The organism is Micromonospora sp. NPDC005305 (assembly GCF_040607315.1).
Classification (GTDB): domain Bacteria; phylum Actinomycetota; class Actinomycetes; order Mycobacteriales; family Micromonosporaceae; genus Micromonospora.
In genome coordinates this window covers 1-19403 of sequence record NZ_JBEXGL010000025.1, presented here as the reverse complement: position 1 = coordinate 19403, position 19403 = coordinate 1, and the positions used below count along the sequence as shown (strand labels likewise).

The following is a 19403-nucleotide window of genomic DNA, read 5'->3' as shown; positions in this document are numbered from 1 at the left end:
AATAACTTCATGATCAGCGCAGCGCAGCGCGGCGCGGCGCGCGCGGCGGGGCGGGTCAGCGGCGGCGGAGGGATGTTGTCAGGGGGGTCAGGCGGGTGCGGAGGCTGGCCAGGCCGCCGGGGAAGAAGTACACCGCCAGGATGAACACCGTGCCCAGGACGAACAGGGGCTGGGACAGCGGGTGGCTCAGGAACGCCGGCAGGCCGTTCACCGCGTCGCTGGTGCCAAAGGCCGTGAGGCGGTGGTCCAGGTACATGTAGAGGATGCCGCCGAGCACCGGGCCCCAGCGGGTGCCGGGACCGCCGAGCACCACCATGACCAGCAGCGACAGGGTCAGCTCCGACGAGGTGACGTGCGGGCTGGCGCCGCCGACAATCAGGCAGTAGACCGTCCCGCCGGCCGTGGCCAGGCCGCCGGCCAGGGTGAACGCGACCAGCTTGAACCGGTACGGGTCGAGCCCGAGCACCCCGATCCGCCGCTCGTCGTCGCGCAGCCCGGCCAGCACCCGCCCGGTGGGCGAGCCGCTCACCCGGTGCACCACGAGAACCACCAGGGCCAGGTACGCCAGGGCCAGCCAGTAGAGGTTCACCGTGTTGGTGACCCCGACCAGGGCGGCCGGCAACCCGGAGACGTCCAGCGGCAACCCTTCCTCGCCGCCGGTGAGCCCGCCGAAGTCCCGGGCCACCAGGATCGCCCCGACCTGGGCGAAGGCGAGCGTCACCATGGCGAACGCGATGCCGACCGTGCGCAGCGCGACCGCGCCGAGCAGGGCGGCGAGGATCGTCCCGCCCGTGACGGTCAGCAGCGCGGCCTGCCAGAGCGGCAGACCGGCCCGGGTCACCAGCACGTCGGTGCCGTAGACGCCGGCGGCGAAGTAGAGGGCGTGCCCGAAGGAGAGCATCCCGGTCCGCCCGAACAGCAGGTCGTAGCCGGCCGCCAGGCCGCCGAAGACCAGGCAGATGGCGAGCAGTTGCAGGGTGCCCGGCGAGTTCAGCGGCCCCTCGAAGATGCCCGGCAGGTTGACCGTGGAGTACGGCAGGATCGCCGCCACCACGAGGGCGACCAGCGGCGCGTACGGGCGCAGGCCGTGCCAGCGGGAGTGTCCGGGGGTCAGCTCGTCGGGCACCGCCGCGGGCGGCGCCGCCACCTCGGCGCTCTTGACCTCGGTCATGCGTGAGCCACCTTTCCGGCCAGGCCCTGCGGACGCAGCAGCAGCACCACGGCGAGCAGGCCGACCACGCAGAGGTCACCCAGCCCGGACGTGCCGTAGTAGTTGACGAACTGTTGCAGCAGCCCCACCGCGACCGCCGCGTACGCGGACCCGATCACCGAGCCCATGCCGCCGATCACCACCACGATGAACGCGAAGATCAGCAGCGAGCCGCCCTGCCCGGGCGAGACGGTGCCGAAGTAGACCGAGCCGAGCGCGCCGGCCAGCGCGGCGGCCGCCCCGCCGATCGCGAAGACCAGGGTGAACGCCTTGCGCACGTCGATGCCGAGCGCGGTCACCATCTCCCGGTTCTCCACGCCGGCCCGGATGATCAGGCCGTACCGGGTGAACCGCAGGAACGCGAGCAGCGCGCCGAGCACCACCGCGGCGGCGACGATCAGCAGGAGCCCGGCGTTCGGCACCTGGGCGCCGAGCACGGAGGTCACGTCGCGGGTCCAGCCGGGGCGCGGGAACGGCCGCGCGTCGGCGCCCCAGGTGGCCTGGAGCAGCGCCACCCCGGCCAGCGACAGGCCGACGGTGACCAGCACCTGCTCGATGGTGCGGGAGTAGAGCGGCCGGATCAGCACCAGCTCGACCAGCACGGCAACGGCCGCCCCGGCGAGCACGCCGAACGCGACGGCCACCACGAACCCGAGGCCGTCCGAGCCGGCGCCGGGCAGGTTGCCCGCCGCCCACCAGGTCGCGTACGCCCCGACGCCCAGGAAGAGGCCGTGCGCGAAGTTGAGCACGTCGGCCAGGCCGAAGACCAGGGAGAGGCCGGAGGCGACCAGGAAGTAGAGCGCCGCCAGGCCCAGCCCGGTCAGCGTCAACAGGATCACCGTGCTCACGCGTGCACCTCCCCGGAACCCACACCCAGCAGCGACCTCGTCAGCGCGGTCTCCAGCAGCAGTTCCTGCGCGTCGCCGGTCCAGGCGACCTGGCCGGCGGAGAGCACCACGGCGTCGCGCGCCAGCCGCCGCACCACGGCCAGGTTCTGCTCGACCAGCAGCACCGGCACGGATTCCGCGACCCGTTCCAGCACCTCGGCCACCTCGGTCACCACCTTCGGCGCCAACCCCTTGGTCGGCTCGTCAACCAGCAGCAGCCGGTTGTCGTTGAGCAGCACCCGGCCGATCGCGAGCATCTGCTGCTGCCCGCCGGAGAGCGAGCCGGCCCGTTGCCGTCCGCGCCGGTCCAGCTCGGGGAAGAGGGCATACACCTTCTCGTACGCCGGGGTCGCGCCCCGCCGCTCGGCCAGCCGCAGGTTCTCGGTGACGGTGAGCCCGGCGAAGACGCAGCGGTCCTCCGGGACGTAGCCGAGCCCGCCGCGGACCAGCCGGTGGGTGGGGCGGGCCAGCATGCTCTGCGCCCCCATCCGGACGGTGCCGCCCACCTCGCCGTTGCGCGGGGTGAGCCCGACGATCGCGCGCAGCGTGGTGGTCTTGCCGACGCCGTTGCGGCCGAGCAGCACGGTCACCCCGGTCGGCGCGACCTGGAACGACACCCCCTGGAGGATGTGCAGCCCGGCGATCCGCACCGAGAGGTTCTCGACGCTCAGGACAGGTTCCGTCATAGCGCTTCCCCCAGGTACGCCTCCTGCACGGTGGCGTTCGCCATCACCGTGTCCGGGGTGTCGCAGGCCAGCAGCGCGCCGTGGTGCATCACGGCGATCCGGTCGGCCAGCTCCAGGATCACGTCCATGTGGTGCTCCACCATGAGCACCGACCGACCGCTGTCCCCGGTCAGCGACTTGATCACGCTGACCAGTTCGGGCACGTCCTCGGCGCTCACCCCGGCCATCGGCTCGTCGAGCAGCATCACCCGGGGCTCACCGGCGAGCAGCAGGGCGATCTCCAGCTTGCGCTTCTCGCCGTGGGCCAGGGTGCCGGCCAGCGCCGTACCCCGGTGGGCCAGGCCCACCCGGTCGAGCGCCGCGTCGGCGGCGGCGGCCACCTCCCGGTCGGCCGCCGCCCGCCGCCACAGCTTCATCGAGCCACCCCGGTGCGCCTGTACGGCGAGCCGGACGTTCTCCCGCACCGTCAGCGACCCGAAGACCGAGGACGCCTGGAAGGTACGCCCCAGCCCGAGGCGGGCCCGCCGGTGCGGGGGGAGGTCGGTGACGTCCGCCCCGTCCAGCAGGATCCGTCCCTCGGTGGGCCGGCGCAGGCCGGTGATCAGGTTGAACAGGGAGGTCTTGCCGGCGCCGTTCGGCCCGATCACGCCGAGGAACTCCCCGGGCGCGAGGTCGAGGTAGACGGAGTCGACGATGGCGACCTCACCGATCCGCCAGGTCAGACCGCGGGTGGCGAGCACTGGTCAGCCCTTCATCTGCGCGACCGGCGGCGCGCTCTCGTCACCGGTCAGGGTCTTCTGCGCGGCCGCCGTGAAGGCGGTGCCGCTGCCGGAGAGCTTCGCCTGGTACATCGGCTGGAGCAGCGCGTGGTCCTCGGCGCGGATGGTCATCTTGCCCTTGACGCCGTCGAACTGCCAGCCCTCCAGCGCCTTGACCATCTTGTCCACGTCGTCGCCCCCCTCCTGCACGGCGCGGACGACCATCTGGGCGGCCGCGAAGCCGTCCGGGTGGAACAGGTCGAGGGCGCCGCCCGGGATCTTCGCCTTGGCGGCCTTGGCGGCCTCGGTGTCGCTGGCCCCGTCGAAGTAGTGCGACAGGAAGGAGATCTTGCTGCCGGCCGCGCCGAAGGTGGGCCAGGACGCGCGGATGTCCAGGCCGGTGACGACCGTGGTGGAGGAGAGCACGCCCTGCTGGTCGAGGGTCTGCCACATGGCCGGGGCGGTGGTGCCAGCCCAGGCGACGAAGAGCAGGTCCGGCTTGGCGGCCTTGATCTGGCTGGCGAACGGGGTGAACTCGGTCGCGCTGGCCGGGGCCCGGACGCCGCTCACGGTCGCCCCGGCACCGCCGATGACGGCCTTGACGGCGGCCTCGTTCGCGTCACCGAACGCGCCGTCCTGGGCGAACACGACCACCTTCTTGCCGGCGGCGTCGCCGATGAACGACTTGGCGGTGACCACGTCCTGGTACGACTGCCGGCCGGAGCGGAACGTGTACTTGTTCGCGCCGGTCACCGCGTCGGTGGCGGCCGGGCCGGAGATGAACAGCACCTTGTTCTGCGCCGCGATGGGGGCGACCTGGAGGGCCACGCCGGACGAGGTGGAGCCGGCGATGATCTTGGTGCCCTTGCCGATGAGGTCCTTGGCCGCGGACACGGCCTTCGCCGGGTCGCCCGCGTCGTCGACCTCGGTCAGCTCGACCTTCCGGTCGCCGACCTTGCCGGTGCCCTTGGTGGCGAAGTCGAGGCCGGCCTTGAAGCCCTCGATGTACTGCTTGCCGTAGCTCGCCAGGGGGCCGGACTGGGAATACACGAGGCCGACCTTGACCGGTGCGGCGTCGCCGCCGCCGGAGGCGGTGTCCTGCGGGCTGCCACAGGCCGTGGCCGCGAGCGCGGCCGCCATCACCGTGGCGGCGGAAAGGAACACCCGTCGCGTGTGCCGGATCGTCATTGCGACTCCAGGTGGGGACAGGGGAAGTGTCAGTTGTCGGCTCACGCTAGAAGTGACGTCACCCACGAGCTATGTGGCCGAAACACACAAGTAACCGCAGTGGGGTGGCCGGCCGTGACAACCACCTCCGGCCCGTGGATCGCCGCCCCGTGGCCAGTGGCCGCCGGCACCACCGGGCGGGACGCCACTGTGTCGCGCCCCGCCATCGAACCGCCCGAAACGCGGAACGCTCCGGGCACCACGTGCGGTGCCCGGAGCGCTTCGGAGGTACGGGTCACGCGTCGACGCGCATCCTCCGCCGCAGCCGGCTCAGGCCGACCAGGAGACCGCCGGCGGCCAGCAGGCCTCCACCCAGCGAAGCGGTCTGGACGGAACTGGTGCCGGTCACCGGCAGCTTGCCGTCCTTGCCCCAGTCCTTGCCGCCCTTGCCCCAGTCCTCGCCGTCCTTGCCGTCCTTGCCGTCCTGCCAGTCCTTGTCGTCCTTGTCGTCCTTGCGGTGGTCGTACTTGCCGTCCCGGATGCAGATCGTGACGGTGGCCGGGTCGGAGACGACGGTCCGGTAGCGGTACCGGCCGGTCGCCCTGGCGGTGTTCTCCACCTTGCCCTTCTTGACGTCGCGCCAGTCCACCTCGTGGGGGTGGACGGCGTGACAGTCCGTGCTGGTGCGCGGGGCCAGCGTGGTGTTGTTGCAGACCACGTATCCGGCGGTCGGGTCGTCGACCGAGACGTCGGTGATCCGCACGGTTCCGGTGTTGGCGACCCGGTAGGTGTAGAAGATCTTGTCGCCCTCGGCGGCGTAGCCGTCGTTCTCACACCGCTCACGGCAGTCCGACTCGACGCGGGCCTTCTTGTCGATCGACAGGCCGACCTGCGCGTCTCCCGGGTAGCCCGGGTAGCCGGGGCCTCCCGGGTGGCCGGGGTCTCCCGGATCACCCGGGTCTCCCGGATCCCCGGGGTCGCCCGGGTCGCCGGGGTCGCCCGGGTCCCCTGGGTCACCGGGATCCCCCGGATCGCCGGGATCCCCGGGATCCCCGGGATCCCCGGGATCCCCGGGGTCGCCCGGATCGCCCGGATCGCCCGGGTCCCCCGGATCTCCTGGGTCACCTGGGTCACCCGGGTCGCCCGGATCCCCTGGGTCGCCCGGGCCGTCCGAGGCGGCGCAGGTGTGGGCGAGGACGAAGTTCTCGGCCGTCCCGGAGATCACCGCGGTGGCGCCGGTGAGGGTCCACCCGGCCGGCAGCCGGATGAAGGCCCGGCTCACGCCCTCGAAGTCGACGATCTCACTGTTCGGCGTCCCGGGGATCGGCCGGGTGACGGTGCCGCCGGACGTGCTGAAGGTCGTCGACAGCGACTGGAAGACGCCGCTGGTCTGCGGGTTGCCGGACAGGTCGAACACCCAGGTTTCCTCGTCCGGGAAGGGCCCGCCGCCCGGATAGCAGAACTGGGGCGCGTCCTCGGCCCTCGTCGGCACGTCGTCCGGATCGATGCTGATCGTCTGGGCGGCCAGGGCCGGCGAGGCACCCAGCACCAGGGCACCGGTCAGCAACCCGAACGCGGCCAACCGCACGCCGATGTTCACTCGCCTGCTCGGCGCAGAGGTCTTTCTCATGTACATCCCCCGTGTCGTGGATCCTTGACACGGGACGAAACGACCACTAATGGGACATGTTACGCATAGCGGACACGAATCCCTCGGTCGGTGGAAACTCCTCGGATTCTCCCCGGGGACGGGCGGCGGAGCACTCGCCGTCATGGTCGGCCGGGAGCGGGCAGCGCCGGCCACCGTCGAGCAGCCGGTCGCTGCCGTCCACAAGCCAGCTCGCCGACCTGTATGGCGTCAGCAACAACACCGCCTACCGTGCGCTGCTGATCCTGCACGACCGCGAGCTGATCACTCGGCAGCAGGGACGCGGCACCTACGTGGCCGAGCGACCCGGGCGGTAACTCCCGACCCGCTACGGACCTGACGTCGTGAACGACTCAGGCTGGACCGCCTCCGACTCAACCGCCGGACCTGACGTCATAAGCGACTCACGCTCGACCGCCTCCGACTCAACCGCCGGACCTGACGTCGTAAACGACTCACGCTCGACCGCGCCCGACTCAAACCGCCCGGCCTGACGTCGTAAACGACTCATCCCTCGACCGCGCCCGACTCCACCGCCCGGTCCTGAGTCGTCTGTGACATCAGCTCGACAGGCACTCGCGAGGACCCGGTCACCCGTCACGGGCGGCGTGGCCCCACACCACCACCCCGGGGGCGTCGCGGCGACGAGCCACGCCCTCCGCGAGGGGGACCCACTCCAGCTCGCCGACCTGGCGGCATCCCCGCCCCGCCGACACCCCCACCTCGCCGACCTGGTGTGGATCAAGGGCGGGCCACCGGCGGAGGGGGAAGGCGTCGCGCCGGGGCCCCGAGCCGCCCCGGCGCGGACGCCGGTCAGAGTCCCGCGCGCGCCGCCACGGCCGTGTCGGGCTGGTCGGCGAAGGCGCCGTCGAGGCCCAGGCCGTAGAACAGCTCGTACTCGGCCGTGATGTCACCGCGGGCGTTCGGGTCGCCGCCGATCCGGAAGTCGGCCGGCAGGAACTGGTTCTCGGCGCGGAAGGTCCAGGCGTGCACCAGGAGCTTCACCCGGTGCGCGTCCCGGATCACCGCGGTGGGCGCGAGCAGCTTGCCCGCGGCGTCCCGGGGCACGATCAGGTTCTTGTTGAGGCCGACGCCGTCGGCGTACCGGGCCACCCAGGCCAGGCCGGCGGCGGTGGCCAGGTCGGCGTACCCGCGCGGGTCGCCGGCGGCCGTGAAGTCGTAGGGGGCGCCGCCGGCGTCCATGAGCTGCACGAGCCGCACGTCGATCATCCGGTCGAGCTTGCGCAGGTTGGCGGTCTCGAAGCTCTGCACGAACACCGGGTCGTCGCGGTGGGTCAGCTTGTTGGCCTTGAGCGTGGCGACCAGGGGCTCCTCCAGCGGCCGCCCGATCGAGGCGAAGTAGCTGGGGTGCTTCGTCTCCGGGTAGACGCCGATGGTCCGGCCGCGGGCCTTCGACTCGGCGCGGGCCAGGTCGATGACCTCCTGGAAGGTCGGCACGAGGAACCTGCCGTCGAACGCGGTGTTGGTCACCCGCACCTGGGGCAGCCGCTCCTTGGCGCGCAGCGTCCTCAGCTCGGCCAGGGTGAAGTCCTCGGTGAACCAGCCGGTGACCGTGATCCCGTCGATGGTCTTCGTCGCCTTCCGGGCGGCGAACTCCGGGTGGGCGGCCGCGTCGGTCGTACCCGAGATCTCGTTCTCGTGCCGGGCGACCAGCACGCCGTCCTTCGTCAGGACCAGGTCCGGCTCGATGAAGTCGGCGCCCTGCCGGATGGCCAGCCGGTAGGCCTCCAGGGTGTGCTCCGGGCGGTAGCCGCTGGCGCCGCGGTGGCCGATCACGATGGGCCGCTGGACCGCGCGGGAACGCTCGGCGCTGGCCGGCAGTTGGTCGGTTCCTGACCTGCCGGTGAATCTCCGGACGGAAGATGACCTGGTGCGCCGCCTGCTCCGGAACCCGGTACGGCTGGTGCCGTTCGGGTTCCTGGCGGTGATCCTGCTCGGCACCGGCCTGCTGATGCTGCCCTGGGCCACCAGCGAGAGCCGCTACACGCCGTTCGTCACGGCGTTGTTCACCTCGACCTCGGCCGTTTCGGTGACCGGCCTCGCCGTCAACGACACGCCGAACTACTGGAACAACTTCGGCCTGGTCATGATCACGGTGCTCACCCAGCTCGGCGGCCTGGGCATCCTGACCGTCGCGGCGCTGGTGATCCTGGTGGTCTCGCGGCAGCTCGGCCTGCGCAACCGGCTGCTCGTGCAGGCCGAGACCGCCGAGTTCGGCCTCGGCGACGTGAGCTGGCTGCTGGTCCGGATCGTCGCCACGGTCCTCGTCACCGAGGCCGTGATGACCGTGGTGGTCACCGGCCGGCTCTGGCTGGTCTACGACTATCCCCCCGGCCGGGCGCTCTGGTACGCGAGTTTCCACGCCATCCAGGCGTTCAACAACGGCGGCTTCACCCTCTACTCCGACGGCCTGGTCGCCTTCTCCCGCGACCCGTGGGTGTCGCTGCCGCTGGGCCTCGGCGCGATCGTCGGCGGCCTCGGCTTCCCCGCGCTGTTCGAGGCCGTCCGGCTCTGGCGGCGGCCGCGCCGGTGGGCGATCGCCACCAAGCTGACCATCTGGGGCACCATCGCGCTCATCGGGTTGGGCTTCGGGCTCCTGCTGCTCGCCGAGTGGACCAACCCGGCCACCATCGGCACCTACGACGCGCCCGGCAAGGCGCTGGCGTCGTTCACCCAGATCGCGCTGAGCCGCACCGGCGGCTTCGACGTGATCAACACGGACCGGCTCGCCGAGGAGAGCTACCCGCTGCTCATCGTGCTCATGTTCATCGGTGGCGGCAGCGCCAGCACCGCGGGCGGCATCAAGGTCTCGACGTTCTTCCTGCTCGCCTTCGTGATCTGGGCGGAGCTGCGCGGCGAGCCGGACGTCACGGTGGGCGGCCGGCGGGTCGCCACGGCCAGCCAGCGTCAGGCGCTCACCGTGACGCTGCTCAGCGTGGCCCTGGTGGTCCTCGGCACGGTCCTGCTGATCGCGTTCACCGACAACCTGCGCAACTTCGCCGCGCTCTTCGAGGTGACCTCCGCGTTCAGCACCACGGGCCTCTCCACCGGCCTCGCCCCGGAGCTGTCACAGCCCGGCCAGTACGTGCTCATCGTGCTCATGTTCATCGGCCGGGTCGGCCCGCTCACCCTCGGATCGGCGATCGCGTTGAACACCCGGCGACACCTGTACCGCTACCCGGAGGAGCAACCCGTTGTCGGCTAGGAAGACGGACGACAGCAGCATCGTGGTGATCGGTCTGGGCCGGTTCGGCTCCCGGCTGGCCGGCTCGCTGCTGCAACTCGACCACGACGTGCTCGCCATCGACCACCAGCAGGACCGGGTGCAGCGCTGGGCGTCCCGGCTGGACCGGGTGGTGCAGGCCGACACCACCGAGGAGAACGTGCTGCGCCAACTGGGGGTCGCGGACTTCCGCCGGGTGGTCGTGGCCATCGGCGCGTCGGTCGAGGCGAGCGTGCTCACCGTGCTGGCCCTGACCGAGCTGGCCGTCCCGCAGATCTGGGCGCGGGCCACCTCGGAGAAGCACGCGAAGATCCTGCACTCCGTGGGCGTGCACCACGTCATCTTTCCCGAGGCGGAGACCGGCGACCGGGTGGCGCATCTGATCGTCAGCCGGATGCTCGACTTCATGGAGTTCGGCCACGACTTCGCGATCGCCAAGGTCCGGGTTCCCCCGTCGCTGGTCGGCCGGTCGCTGCGCGAGCTGACCCCGATCGACCGGTACGGGGTGATGGTCGTCGGCGCGAAGCCCGCCGGCGAACCGTTCCGCTACGCCGACCCGGACACCGTGCTCCAGCCGGACAGCGTGCTCATCGTGGAGGGCCCGATCGACCGGGTGCAGCAGTTCGCCGGGCTGACCTGACCGTCACTTCTTCTTGCCCTTACCGCCGTGCCCACCTCCCTTCGGCCGGTCTACCGCCCTTTTCCCTTGCCACCCTCCTTGCCCTTGCCGGGCTTGGCCTTCGCGGCCGGCTTCGCGGGCGCCTTCGCCGGCGCCTTGACCGCCGGCGCCTTCGCGGGTGCCTTGGCCGGCGGCTTCACGGGCGGTCTGGCGGGCGGGGCTGCCGTGGTGGGCGCGGACCCGGCGACGCCGGACACCTGCACGCCGCAGGTGCTGTCCCCGACCTTGAACTCCACCGGCAGCGGGTTGCCGCCGGTGTAGCTGCCCGTCAGCGCGAGCTTCTTCGAGGCGCCCGGCGCCAGCGGGGCGTCGCCGGCCGGCGCCTGGACCAGCACCGTCTTCCCCTGCTGGCGTACCGCCGGCTGGGCCGTGCCGACCGTCTGCCGGCCTGGGAAGGTGAAGCTCATCGTCCAGTCCCGCAGCTCGCGGTTGCCGGTGTTGGTGAGGGTCAGGTCCGCCGTGAAGTCCTTGCCGGAGTCGCGGCGCAGGACGTAGTCGACCGCGCAGGGGGTGGGCTCGGGCAGCCCCATCCGGGCCTCGGTCGGCTCCACCCCGCCGCTGGCCGGGCTCTTCGAGGTGACCCCCCACAGGGCGGCGGTCACCGCGATCAGACCGGCCGCGGCCACCCCGGCCTCCACCTTGCGGCGGCGGGCGGCGGCCCTGCGCGTCTTCGTGCGGATCGCCGAGAAGGGCAGCGCGTCGGTCGCCGCCGACCAGGGCAGGATCGTGGTGCCCGCGTTCTCCATGAGCGCCGGGTCGAACTGGCCGAGCGCCGGGGAGACCGGCACGATCGCCGCGATCCCGGCGGCCTCGGCGAGCGTACGGGCCACCTCGGCGGTGGCCGGGCGGTCCTCCGGGCGCTTCGCCAGGCAGCGCCGGACCAGGTCGGCGACCTCGTCGGGGAGACCCACCACGTGCGGCATCGGGTCCGGCTCGTTGTACATGTGGGCGCGGAGCATCTGGGTGGTGGTGCTGGCCTGCCAGGGCAGCCGGCCGGTGAGCATCCGGTAGAGCAGCAGGCCGACCGCGTAGACGTCGGTGGCCGGGGAGACCTGGCCGTTGTCCAGCCGCTCCGGCGCCAGGTAGGCGGGCGTGCCGAGCAGCGCGCCGTCCGGGCCCTTCTCGCTCTCCCCCACCAGCGCCGAGATGCCGAAGTCGACGACCTTCACCCCGGTGGAGGTGAGCATGACGTTGCCGGGCGTGACGTCCCGGTGCACCACGCCCCGGGCGTGCGCGGTGGCCAGCGCGGACGCCACCTCCGCGCCGATCGTCAGCGCCTCCCGCCAGGGCAGCTGCCCGCCCCGGCCGAGCCGGCTGCTCAGCGGGCCGCCGTCGACCAGCTCCATGACCACGTACGGGACGGTCAGCCCGACCTGCACGGACTCCCCGTAGTCGTACACGTTGGTGATGTTGGGGTGGCAGAGCCGGGCGGCGGCCTGCGCCTCGATCCGGATCCGGTGGCGGAACGCCTTGTCACTGGCCAGCCGTGAGGCCAGCACCTTGATGGCCACCTGCCGGCCCAGCACCTCGTCGTAGCCGCGCCAGACGACCGACATGCCCCCCGCGCCGAGCTGCTCGACCAGCCGGTACCGCTCGCCGAGCAGCTGCGCGCCGTTCCTGACCACTGCACCCATGGTCGGTCCAGTTGCCCGAGGCGGGCCCTCGTACACCTCAGGGGTCGAAATCGGTCAGGGAAGTCACCCGATCAGGCGGTCGCGAGGAGCTGATCCACCGGCGCGTAATCGTCGGTGAGCACCAGCGCGTCCCCGACGAACCCGGCCACCTTGCCCCCGTCCAGCAGCTTCGCCGGCTCGGCGAGCAGCCGCAGCCGCGCCGGGACGTCGGCCAGCGGCAGCGGCGCGTCCGAGGCCACGATGAGGAAGTTCGCGCCGTGCTGCCCGGCGATCGCACCGGGCGGGGCGATCAGCGCCACGTTGCGGAACTCGGCCGCCACGGTGGCCAGCTCGGCCCGGATGAACCGGTCCGGCGGGTAGTCGATGACGTTCTGCACGTAGATCCCGCCCGGCCGGAGGACGCGGCGGATGTCGGCGGCCATCTCCCGGGTGGCCAGGTGCCACGGCACCACCAGGTGACCGAACGCGTCGCCGACGATGAAGTCGCGACTGTCGGTGGGCTCGCCGCCGAGCAGCACCCGCGCGTCCCCCACCCGGGCGCGCAGCTGCGGCCCGGTGCGCACGCCCAGCTCCCGCCGGTCCAGGTCGACCAGGCCACCGTCGATCTCGAAGACCAGATTGTCGCTGCCCGGCCGGGTCGCGGCCAGGTAGCGCGGCATCGTGAAGCCGCCGCCGCCCAGGTGCAGCGCGTCCATCGGCTGCCGCGCCGGCCGCGCCACGTCCGCGACCAGGCCGATCCACTGGGTGTACGCGTACTTCAGGTGCGTCGGGTCGGCCAGGTCCACGTAGGAGTGCTCGGCGGAGTTCAGGTAGAGCGTGCGGCCCTGGGTCCGCTGCCCGTCCGCCTCGACCCGGGCGCAGTGGTAGGCGGTCTCCACGTCACACGGGTTCGGGGCGACCGCGGAGAGGCCGGCCGCCGCCAGGCCGAGCACCGCCAGGGCGGCCCTGGCCCGGGCCGGACCGGGCAGCGCCGCCCCCGCCTGCCGGCGCAGGTACGCCCCGAGCGCCAGCCCGGTCATCCCCAGCACGCCGGCCAGCGCCAGCACGATCACCGTGCTGGGCAGCGCCGCCACCAGCACGAAGCCGGTGGCCAGGGTCGCCGTGATGCCGCCCAGGGTGCCGATGCCGGACAGCCGGCCGACCACCTGCCCGGTGCGGCGCAGGTCGGCGAGCTGGAGCTTCACCACCAGCGGGGTGACCCCGGCCAGCAACGCCGCCGGCAGCAGCACCGCCAGCGCGGTCAGCAGCAGCACGGCGCTCGCCGCGCCGCCGCGCAGCGCCTCACCGGCGTACCGGACGACGGGCAGGGTGACCGCGGTGGCGATGCCGGCCAGCACCAGGGCCGGGGCGAGCAGGGTGCGCGGGTCCCGGCGGTCGGCCAGCCAGCCGCCCATCCACGCGCCGTACGCGATGGCGGCCAGGGCCATGCCGATCACCGAGCTGGTCACCTGGAGGGTCACCCCGACGTACGGGCCGACCAGGCGGAGCGAGACCGTCTCCAGCACCAGCACCGCCCCGCTGGAGAGGAAGACCAGGAACGCGGCGAGCCCGTTCGGCAGGGCCCGGGGCGGGACCGGCGCGCTCGGGGCCGGATCGGCAACGACGTCGGACGATGTGCTGCTCACCGTGGCGATGCTACGCAGCGTTCCCCGCGGAAGGGGTCAATACATCGAGATGTGAACATGGTTTGTGTGGTCGGCGGCGGGACTGCCGCCCCCGCTGTACGCCCGCCAGCCGGTGTTCGGCATCCAGATCTGCCGGTACCAGATGACGTACATGATGCCGAGCCGGTTGGCGTTGTTCTTGGCCCAGTTGGCGAGGCTGTCGCCGTAGGACTTGTCACCGCCGGTGGCGGTTTTGTCCTCGAAGCCACCGGTCGCGGCGGCGAAGTCACAGGCCCGGCCCTTGGGGTGCTCGCCACCCCCACCGCTGCGGTGGCAGGAGACGTAGCGCTTGTAACCGGCCGCCTTGGCCTGCTGGAGCATGTGCAGGGTGCGCGGGGTGATGCAGCCGCTGGCCGGCGTCGGGTCGTTCACCGAGCAGGACTCCGACGGCCACGAGCCGTCCGAGTTGCGGGGCGCCGGCTTGGCCGACGACGAGGTGCCGCCGAAGCCGGAGCCGGACCCCGAGCTGACCTTGGCGAGCGCCACCTCGGCGTCCCGCTTCTTCTTGGCCAGCACGGCGAGCTGCTTCTGCTGCTCCCGCACCTCGGTGTCGATGGCCACCTTCGCCTCGGCGGCCTGGGTCTTCGCCTCGTTGAGGTCGTGCAGGCGCTTGCTGTCCCGCTGGGCCATCACGTCCAGCTCGGCGGCCCGCTTCAGGAAGGCGTCCGGGTCAGCGCTGCCCAGCAGCATCGACACGGGGGTCAACCGGCCCAGCCGGTAGGACTGCGCGGCCACCTCGCCGACCTGCGCGGACAGCTCGACCAGGCGTGCCTCGACCTGCCTGAGCTGGCTGTTCAGCGCGACCTGCCGGCGCTTGGAGTTGTCGAGCCGGTTCTTGGCGTCGATGTGACCCTTCGCGGCCGCCTCCAGGGCCTCGCGGAGCTGCTTGCTGCCGCCCTCGTCGGGCGCGTTCGGGGTGGGTGCGGCGGCGGCCGCCCCGGTGGGGGCGAGACCGACGCCCAGCAGCAGGGCCGTCGCGGCGAGCAGGGCGATCAGCGACCGCCGGACGGGCCGGCGGGTGAGCCTGGTCCTGGGCACGTCAGGGTCCTTCCGTCGACCGCCGGCCCCCCGAGTCGACCGTGCGCGGCGGCGGCTCCACCGGCGCCGGGCGGCGGCCTGCGGGCGGAGACCGCCGGTCACGATACCGGACCGCGAGCCGCGCGCCACGCCCCCGACCTCGGACGACGCGGATCGTCGACGGAGCGTGCCGGGGTCGTCGCGGACTGCTCGCTCAGCCGCCCAGGAGGGCCGCCCGGACCTGTTCCCAGCTCTCCTCGCTGGCCGCGACCAGCAGGCCCCTGCCCTCGTCGGCCGGGTGGTAGTCGGTGCCGTCGAAGCGGCGGGCCACCCCGCCGGCCTCCCGGACCAGCAGGGTGCCGGGGGCGTGGTCCCAGGGCAGGGTGCGCCAGAAGAGCACGAACTGCTGCGCACCCGTGAGGATGTCCAGGTATTCCCGGCCGGCGCAGTGCTGGCCGGGCAGCAGCTCGCCGAGCCGCTCGCCGCCCGCCTCCACGCTCCGCCGGAAGTCGGGCGGCAGGAAGCGGGTCATCGCCGTGCCGCGCAGCGCGCCGATCTCGGGCTCCCGCCCGGCGGTGCGCACCGGCTCGCCGTCCAGCCAGGTGCCGTCGCCCACCCGGCAGGCGGCCAGCGCGCCGTCCAGCGGGTCGTAGACCCAGGAGGCGACCGGCACCCCGTCGGTCAGCAGCGCCACCATGAGGGCGAAGGGGCGCCGGCCGGCGGCGAAGTTGGAGGTGCCGTCCACCGGGTCGACCAGCCAGACGTCACCGGCGCCGTGCAGGTGCCGCAGCAGGGCCGGATCGTCGGCGACCGCCTCCTCACCGACCACCACCGAGCCGGGGCGCAGCCGCCGCAGCCCGGCGGAGATCAGCGCCTCGGCCTTCCGGTCGGCGACGGTGACCACCTCGCCGGGAGCCTTCTCGGAGATGTCGGAGTCGTCGAGGCGGCGGAACAGCGGCACCACGATGTCGGCCGCGGCCTCCCGCAGCAGCGCGCCGACCTCCTCCAGCAGCGGGTCAGCCACGCGGCGGCAGCTTGACCACGCTGACGAAGAACTCGTCGATCTGGCGGACCACCAAGATGAAGCGCTCGAAGTCCACCGGCTTGGTCACGTAGGCGTTGGCGTGCAGCTGGTAGCTGCGCAGGATGTCCTCGTCGGCCTGGGAGGTGGTGAGCACCACGACCGGGATCCGGCAGAGCTGCTCGTCCTTCTTGATCTCCTCCAGCACCTCCCGGCCGTCCCGGCGCGGCAGGTTCAGGTCGAGCAGGATCAGGTCGGGGGTCACGGCGTCCCCGTACTGGCCCTCGCGGCGCAGGTAGGCCAGCGCCTCGGCGCCGTCGGAGACCACGGTGAGGCGGTTGCGGAGCTTGTGCTCCTCGAACGCCTCCTGGGTCATCAGCACGTCGCCCGGGTCGTCCTCGACGAGCAGGACCTCGATCGGGCTCTTGCCGTCCGCCGGCGCGGTCATCCCACCGTCTCCTTCATGCCACCCGTCTCACTGTCTCGGGCCGCCCCCTCGGGCGTCTCTTCCGGGGCCGGGCCGTCCGGCTGCCGGGCCACGCTCACCGCGGCGTCCTCGGCGCCGTCCCCGGTCGCCGCACCGTCCCCGGTCGACTCCTCGCCCCCGGCCGGCTCCGCCGCCCGCGCCGCCGCGACGTCCTCGGGCAGGGCGGGGAGCGTGAACCGGATCGTGGTGCCCTCCGGGCTGTCGGTGTCCACCCACACCCGACCGCCGTGGTATTCGGCGATCTTCTTGACGATCGCCAGCCCGATGCCGGTGCCCGGGTAGGCGTCCTTGGAGTGCAGCCGCTGGAAGATCACGAAGATCTTGTCGGCGAACTCGGGCTCGATCCCGATGCCGTTGTCCCGGCAGCTGATCTCCCACTCGTCGTCGACCAGCCGGGCCGAGACGTGGACCTTCGGCGCCACGTCCGGGCGCCGGAACTTGATCGAGTTGCTGACCAGGTTGGCCAGCAGGTTGGTCAGCAGCGGCTCCTCACCGCGGATCACCGGCAGCTTGTCCCAGGTCAGCTCGGCGTCGGCGTACTGCCGGGCCGCCTCGGTCTGCCCGGCCACGTCGCCCATCACCTTGTTGAGGTCGACCTCGGTGAACCCGGTGGTGAGCCGGCCGATGCGGGAGAACGCGAGCAGGTCGTTGATCAGCCGCTGCATCCGCTGCGCGCCGTCGACCGCGAAGGCGATGTACTGGTCGGCCCGCTCGTCGAGCTGGCCCGCGTAGCGCCGCTGGAGGAGCTGGCAGAAGCTGGCCACCTTGCGCAGCGGCTCCTGCAGGTCGTGCGAGGCGACGTACGCGAACTGCTCCAGGTCACGGTTGGACCGGGTGAGCTCCTCGGCCTGCTTCTGGAGCTGGCTGTTGACCCACTCGATGCGCTCGCGCGCCTCGCGTACCTCGTCCAGCTCCCGGGCGATCTTCTGCCGCATGACGTCGATGTCGTCGGCGAGCCGGCGGAACTCCGGCGGGCCGGACCCCTCGATGTGGTGCTGGTAGTTGCCCCCGGCCACCGCGCGCACCTGGTCGACCAGGCCGGCCAGCGGCCGGATCAGGATCCGGTCCAGCGAGAGCAGCATGACGGCCCCGGCCACCGCCACCACCAGGGCCGCGATGATCAGGAGCACCACCAGCACGTTGCTGGTCGCGTTGACCTTGTCGGCGGTCTCCTTCCGGACCTCCAGGATCGCGCCCTGGAGGTTGTCGACCGCCGACCGGATGTTGTCGAACTGCTGCCGGGTCTGGTCGGTGATCAGCGCCTGCCCGGCGGACGGGCCGCCGCGCTCGGTCGTGGCGATCACCGGCTCGGCGACGGCGGTCCGCCACTGGGCGGCCCGCTGCTCGACCACGCCCACCTCGCGCAGCACGTCCGGATAGTCGACGGCCAGCTTCCGCATCTCGACGACGGTGGCCTGCTCCCGCCGCAGACCGTCCTGGTAGGGGCCCAGGTCGTTGCGGTCGGCGTTCACCGCGTAGCCGCGGACGGCGGTCTCCTGGTCGAGCAGGGCGCTCATCAGTTCCTGCGCCTGGACCCGCAACGGGCCGGTCTTGAGCAGCACCGCGTCGATGTTCTGCCGGTTCTTGGCCGCGAGGGTGGCCTCGGCGGCGGCCAGCCCGAGCAGCAGCACCAGCACCACGCCGAGCAGCGCGCCCACGCGCCGCCGCAGCGTCCACCCCTCCTGGTACCCCTTCATCGGCCACCGCCGCGGGTGACCAGCAGCATGGCCACGTCGTCGGCGAGCGGGCCGCCGTTGAGCTGCTCCGCCCGGCCGACCAGCCAGGCGGGCAGCTCGGCCAGGGACACCGCGCGGTTGGCGGGGTCGGCGAGCAGGTCGGTCAGCCCCGGCACGTCCAGCCGGTCGTCACCGCTGTCCACCCGACCCTCGATGAGGCCGTCGGTGTACATCAGCAGGGACCAGTCATCGGTGTCGAACTCCAGGTCGAAGGCAACGGGTCGGCGCGGCCGTACGCCCAGCAGCAGACCGCCGCGGGCTGGCACCGGGGCGACCTTACCCCCGCTGAGCAGCAGCGGCGGCGGATGGCCGGCGAGTCGCACCGTGGCCCGGTTGGCCGCCAGGTCGAGCCGGGCGGTGGCCACCGTGGCGAAGATCTCCTGGAGCCGGCGCTCGCTCATGAGCACCTGTTCCAGCGCGGGCAGCACCTCGTCGTCCGGCACCCCGGCCAGGACCAGGGCCCGCCAGGCCACCCGCAGCTCGACGCCGAGGGCGGCCTCGTCCACGCCATGGCCGCAGACGTCGCCGACGATCAGGTCGATCCGGTCCGGCCGGGTCTGCACCACGTCGTAGAAGTCGCCGCCGATCAGGGCGGCGTGCCGGCCGGGGCGGTAGAAGGTGTGCACCGCCACCTGATCGGTGGTCATGAGCGGCTGGGGCAGCAGGCCGCGCTCCAGGCGGGCCGACTCGGCCTGGCGCAGCTCCACCTCGCGCAGCCGGCGGGCGTTCTCGTCGGCCCGCTTGCGCTCCACCGCGTAGCGCAGCGCCCGGGTCAGCAGGACCCCGTCGACCTGCCCCTTGACCAGGTAGTCCTGCGCGCCCTCGGCGACCGCGACGATGCCCAGGTGCTCGTCGGAGCGGCCGGTGAGCACGCAGACCGCCGCACCGCTGGCCATCTCCAGTACCTGGCGCAGCCCGTCCAGGCCCTGCGCGTCGGGCAGGCCCAGGTCGAGCAGGACGCAGTCGACCCCCATGACCCGCTGCCGGGCCTCGCTGAGACTGGTGGCGACCAGCAGGTCGATCATGGAGTTGGTCTCGGCGAGCAGCTCGCCGACCAGGAAGGCGTCGCCCTCGTCGTCCTCGACCAGCAGAACCCGCAGCCGCTCGCCGGGCGGCACACGGCCGTAGTGCCCGAGCCCGGCCTGCGGCACGACGGGGACACCGGGCAGACCGGTGCCCCGGTGCGGCCGGGTCACCGCCGCGAGACGCGGGAGTTCGCTGGTGATGTCGGGGCTCCTTCCGAGTGCGCTGCTGATCCTGTATCAGACAACGGTCGCACACAACACGACCGGAGTCGGCGCGGGCGGGGCGAGCGAATCCACCCGACGAACAGCGGCACGGCCAACGCCAGATGTTACGCCGCGACGGGGATTCGGCCGGAGCGCAGCACCGGCCGGTGGGAGTGCCGCCGCAGGCCGTGGGGGTGCAGGATGATGCCCACCCCCGAAGCACCCCGAGGAGCCATCTGTGGGCGTACCCCCCACCCGCCCCGCGGACCGCGCGCCGGCCCGGCCGGGCCCGCCTCCCACCCGACCGGCCGACCGGGCGCTGGCCCGGCCGCGCCG

The 19403-nt window shown here is 72.6% G+C and carries 17 protein-coding genes; 3 read left to right on the top strand and 14 right to left on the bottom strand.

Annotation, left to right across the window (positions count from 1 at the left end):
* Positions 1–55 precede the first annotated feature (55 nt).
* The 6 genes from ABZS80_RS28500 to ABZS80_RS28475 all read right to left on the bottom strand — a co-directional run bounded on the left by ABZS80_RS28500 (position 56) and on the right by ABZS80_RS28475 (position 6338).
* Positions 56–1171, bottom strand: a complete 1116-nt coding sequence (locus ABZS80_RS28500) for a branched-chain amino acid ABC transporter permease (RefSeq protein ID WP_355060626.1) — start codon at positions 1169–1171, stop codon at positions 56–58.
* A complete protein-coding gene (locus ABZS80_RS28495; protein WP_355060624.1) occupies positions 1168–2058 on the bottom strand; it encodes a branched-chain amino acid ABC transporter permease in 891 nt (296 codons plus the stop codon). The genes ABZS80_RS28500 and ABZS80_RS28495 overlap by 4 nt, the downstream gene beginning before the upstream one ends.
* Positions 2055–2783 (bottom strand): ABC transporter ATP-binding protein, encoded by a 729-nt coding sequence (locus tag ABZS80_RS28490; RefSeq protein ID WP_355060622.1) that lies wholly within the window; start codon positions 2781–2783, stop codon positions 2055–2057. The genes ABZS80_RS28495 and ABZS80_RS28490 overlap by 4 nt, the downstream gene beginning before the upstream one ends.
* Positions 2780–3523, bottom strand: a complete 744-nt coding sequence (locus ABZS80_RS28485; RefSeq protein ID WP_091262918.1) for an ABC transporter ATP-binding protein — start codon at positions 3521–3523, stop codon at positions 2780–2782. The genes ABZS80_RS28490 and ABZS80_RS28485 overlap by 4 nt, the downstream gene beginning before the upstream one ends.
* A gap of 3 nt (positions 3524–3526) precedes the next feature.
* Positions 3527–4729 (bottom strand): substrate-binding domain-containing protein, encoded by a 1203-nt coding sequence (locus tag ABZS80_RS28480; protein WP_355060620.1) that lies wholly within the window; start codon positions 4727–4729, stop codon positions 3527–3529.
* Between the two features lie 274 nt (positions 4730–5003).
* A complete protein-coding gene (locus tag ABZS80_RS28475; RefSeq protein ID WP_355060618.1) occupies positions 5004–6338 on the bottom strand; it encodes a hypothetical protein in 1335 nt (444 codons plus the stop codon).
* A 56-nt stretch (positions 6339–6394) separates the two neighbouring features.
* Here ABZS80_RS28475 and ABZS80_RS28470 point away from each other — a divergent pair, with 56 nt between their 5' ends.
* Positions 6395–6673, top strand: coding sequence for a GntR family transcriptional regulator (locus ABZS80_RS28470; protein ID WP_355060616.1), 279 nt, complete (start codon positions 6395–6397; stop codon positions 6671–6673).
* Between the two features lie 496 nt (positions 6674–7169).
* Here the strand turns inward: ABZS80_RS28470 and ABZS80_RS28465 are convergent, their stop codons facing one another.
* Positions 7170–8153 (bottom strand): glycerophosphodiester phosphodiesterase, encoded by a 984-nt coding sequence (locus ABZS80_RS28465; protein WP_355060614.1) that lies wholly within the window; start codon positions 8151–8153, stop codon positions 7170–7172.
* 94 nt (positions 8154–8247) lie between these two features.
* Between ABZS80_RS28465 and ABZS80_RS28460 the strand changes: the two genes are divergently transcribed.
* Both ABZS80_RS28460 and ABZS80_RS28455 read left to right on the top strand, forming a co-directional pair.
* Complete coding sequence (locus tag ABZS80_RS28460; RefSeq protein ID WP_355060612.1) at positions 8248–9582, top strand: potassium transporter TrkG; 1335 nt, start codon at positions 8248–8250, stop codon at positions 9580–9582.
* Positions 9572–10240: a TrkA family potassium uptake protein gene (locus ABZS80_RS28455; RefSeq protein WP_355060610.1), complete on the top strand. Its 669-nt coding sequence runs from the start codon at positions 9572–9574 to the stop codon at positions 10238–10240. The genes ABZS80_RS28460 and ABZS80_RS28455 overlap by 11 nt, the downstream gene beginning before the upstream one ends.
* A 50-nt stretch (positions 10241–10290) precedes the next feature.
* Here ABZS80_RS28455 and ABZS80_RS28450 read toward each other — a convergent pair whose 3' ends face one another.
* The 7 genes from ABZS80_RS28450 to ABZS80_RS28420 all read right to left on the bottom strand — a co-directional run bounded on the left by ABZS80_RS28450 (position 10291) and on the right by ABZS80_RS28420 (position 19034).
* The gene (locus ABZS80_RS28450) at positions 10291–11913 is read right to left on the bottom strand and encodes a serine/threonine-protein kinase (protein WP_355060608.1); all 1623 of its coding nucleotides are present in this window, start codon (positions 11911–11913) and stop codon (positions 10291–10293) included.
* A 71-nt stretch (positions 11914–11984) separates the two neighbouring features.
* Positions 11985–13538 carry a fused MFS/spermidine synthase gene (locus tag ABZS80_RS28445; protein ID WP_355060606.1) on the bottom strand — a complete coding sequence of 518 codons (1554 nt, stop codon included), beginning with the start codon at positions 13536–13538 and terminating at the stop codon, positions 11985–11987.
* A 36-nt stretch (positions 13539–13574) separates the two neighbouring features.
* Positions 13575–14540, bottom strand: coding sequence for a hypothetical protein (locus ABZS80_RS28440; protein WP_355060720.1), 966 nt, complete (start codon positions 14538–14540; stop codon positions 13575–13577).
* A 268-nt stretch (positions 14541–14808) separates the two neighbouring features.
* Positions 14809–15618, bottom strand: a complete 810-nt coding sequence (locus tag ABZS80_RS28435; RefSeq protein WP_355060604.1) for an inositol monophosphatase family protein — start codon at positions 15616–15618, stop codon at positions 14809–14811.
* Entirely contained in the window at positions 15611–16063 is a 453-nt protein-coding gene (locus ABZS80_RS28430; RefSeq protein WP_355060602.1) for a response regulator, read from the bottom strand. The genes ABZS80_RS28435 and ABZS80_RS28430 overlap by 8 nt, the downstream gene beginning before the upstream one ends.
* Positions 16060–17799: an ATP-binding protein gene (locus ABZS80_RS28425; RefSeq protein WP_355060601.1), complete on the bottom strand. Its 1740-nt coding sequence runs from the start codon at positions 17797–17799 to the stop codon at positions 16060–16062. Before ABZS80_RS28425 ends, ABZS80_RS28430 begins: the two co-directional genes overlap by 4 nt.
* Positions 17796–19034: a fused response regulator/phosphatase gene (locus tag ABZS80_RS28420; protein ID WP_355060599.1), complete on the bottom strand. Its 1239-nt coding sequence runs from the start codon at positions 19032–19034 to the stop codon at positions 17796–17798. The genes ABZS80_RS28425 and ABZS80_RS28420 overlap by 4 nt, the downstream gene beginning before the upstream one ends.
* Positions 19035–19403: the final 369 nt, after the last annotated feature.

Excerpts from the sequence above, each read along its gene's own strand:
- ABZS80_RS28500 (WP_355060626.1), bottom strand. The coding sequence starts at position 1,171 with ATGACCGAGGTCAAGAGCGCCGAGGTGGCGGCGCCGCCCGCGGCGGTG.
- ABZS80_RS28490 (WP_355060622.1), bottom strand. The coding sequence starts at position 2,783 with ATGACGGAACCTGTCCTGAGCGTCGAGAACCTCTCGGTGCGGATCGCC.
- ABZS80_RS28480 (WP_355060620.1), bottom strand. The coding sequence starts at position 4,729 with ATGACGATCCGGCACACGCGACGGGTGTTCCTTTCCGCCGCCACGGTG.
- ABZS80_RS28475 (WP_355060618.1), bottom strand. The coding sequence starts at position 6,338 with ATGAGAAAGACCTCTGCGCCGAGCAGGCGAGTGAACATCGGCGTGCGG.
- ABZS80_RS28470 (WP_355060616.1), top strand. The coding sequence starts at position 6,395 with ATGTTACGCATAGCGGACACGAATCCCTCGGTCGGTGGAAACTCCTCG.
- ABZS80_RS28450 (WP_355060608.1), bottom strand. The coding sequence starts at position 11,913 with ATGGGTGCAGTGGTCAGGAACGGCGCGCAGCTGCTCGGCGAGCGGTAC.
- ABZS80_RS28430 (WP_355060602.1), bottom strand. The coding sequence starts at position 16,063 with ATGACCGCGCCGGCGGACGGCAAGAGCCCGATCGAGGTCCTGCTCGTC.
- ABZS80_RS28425 (WP_355060601.1), bottom strand. The coding sequence starts at position 17,799 with ATGAAGGGGTACCAGGAGGGGTGGACGCTGCGGCGGCGCGTGGGCGCG.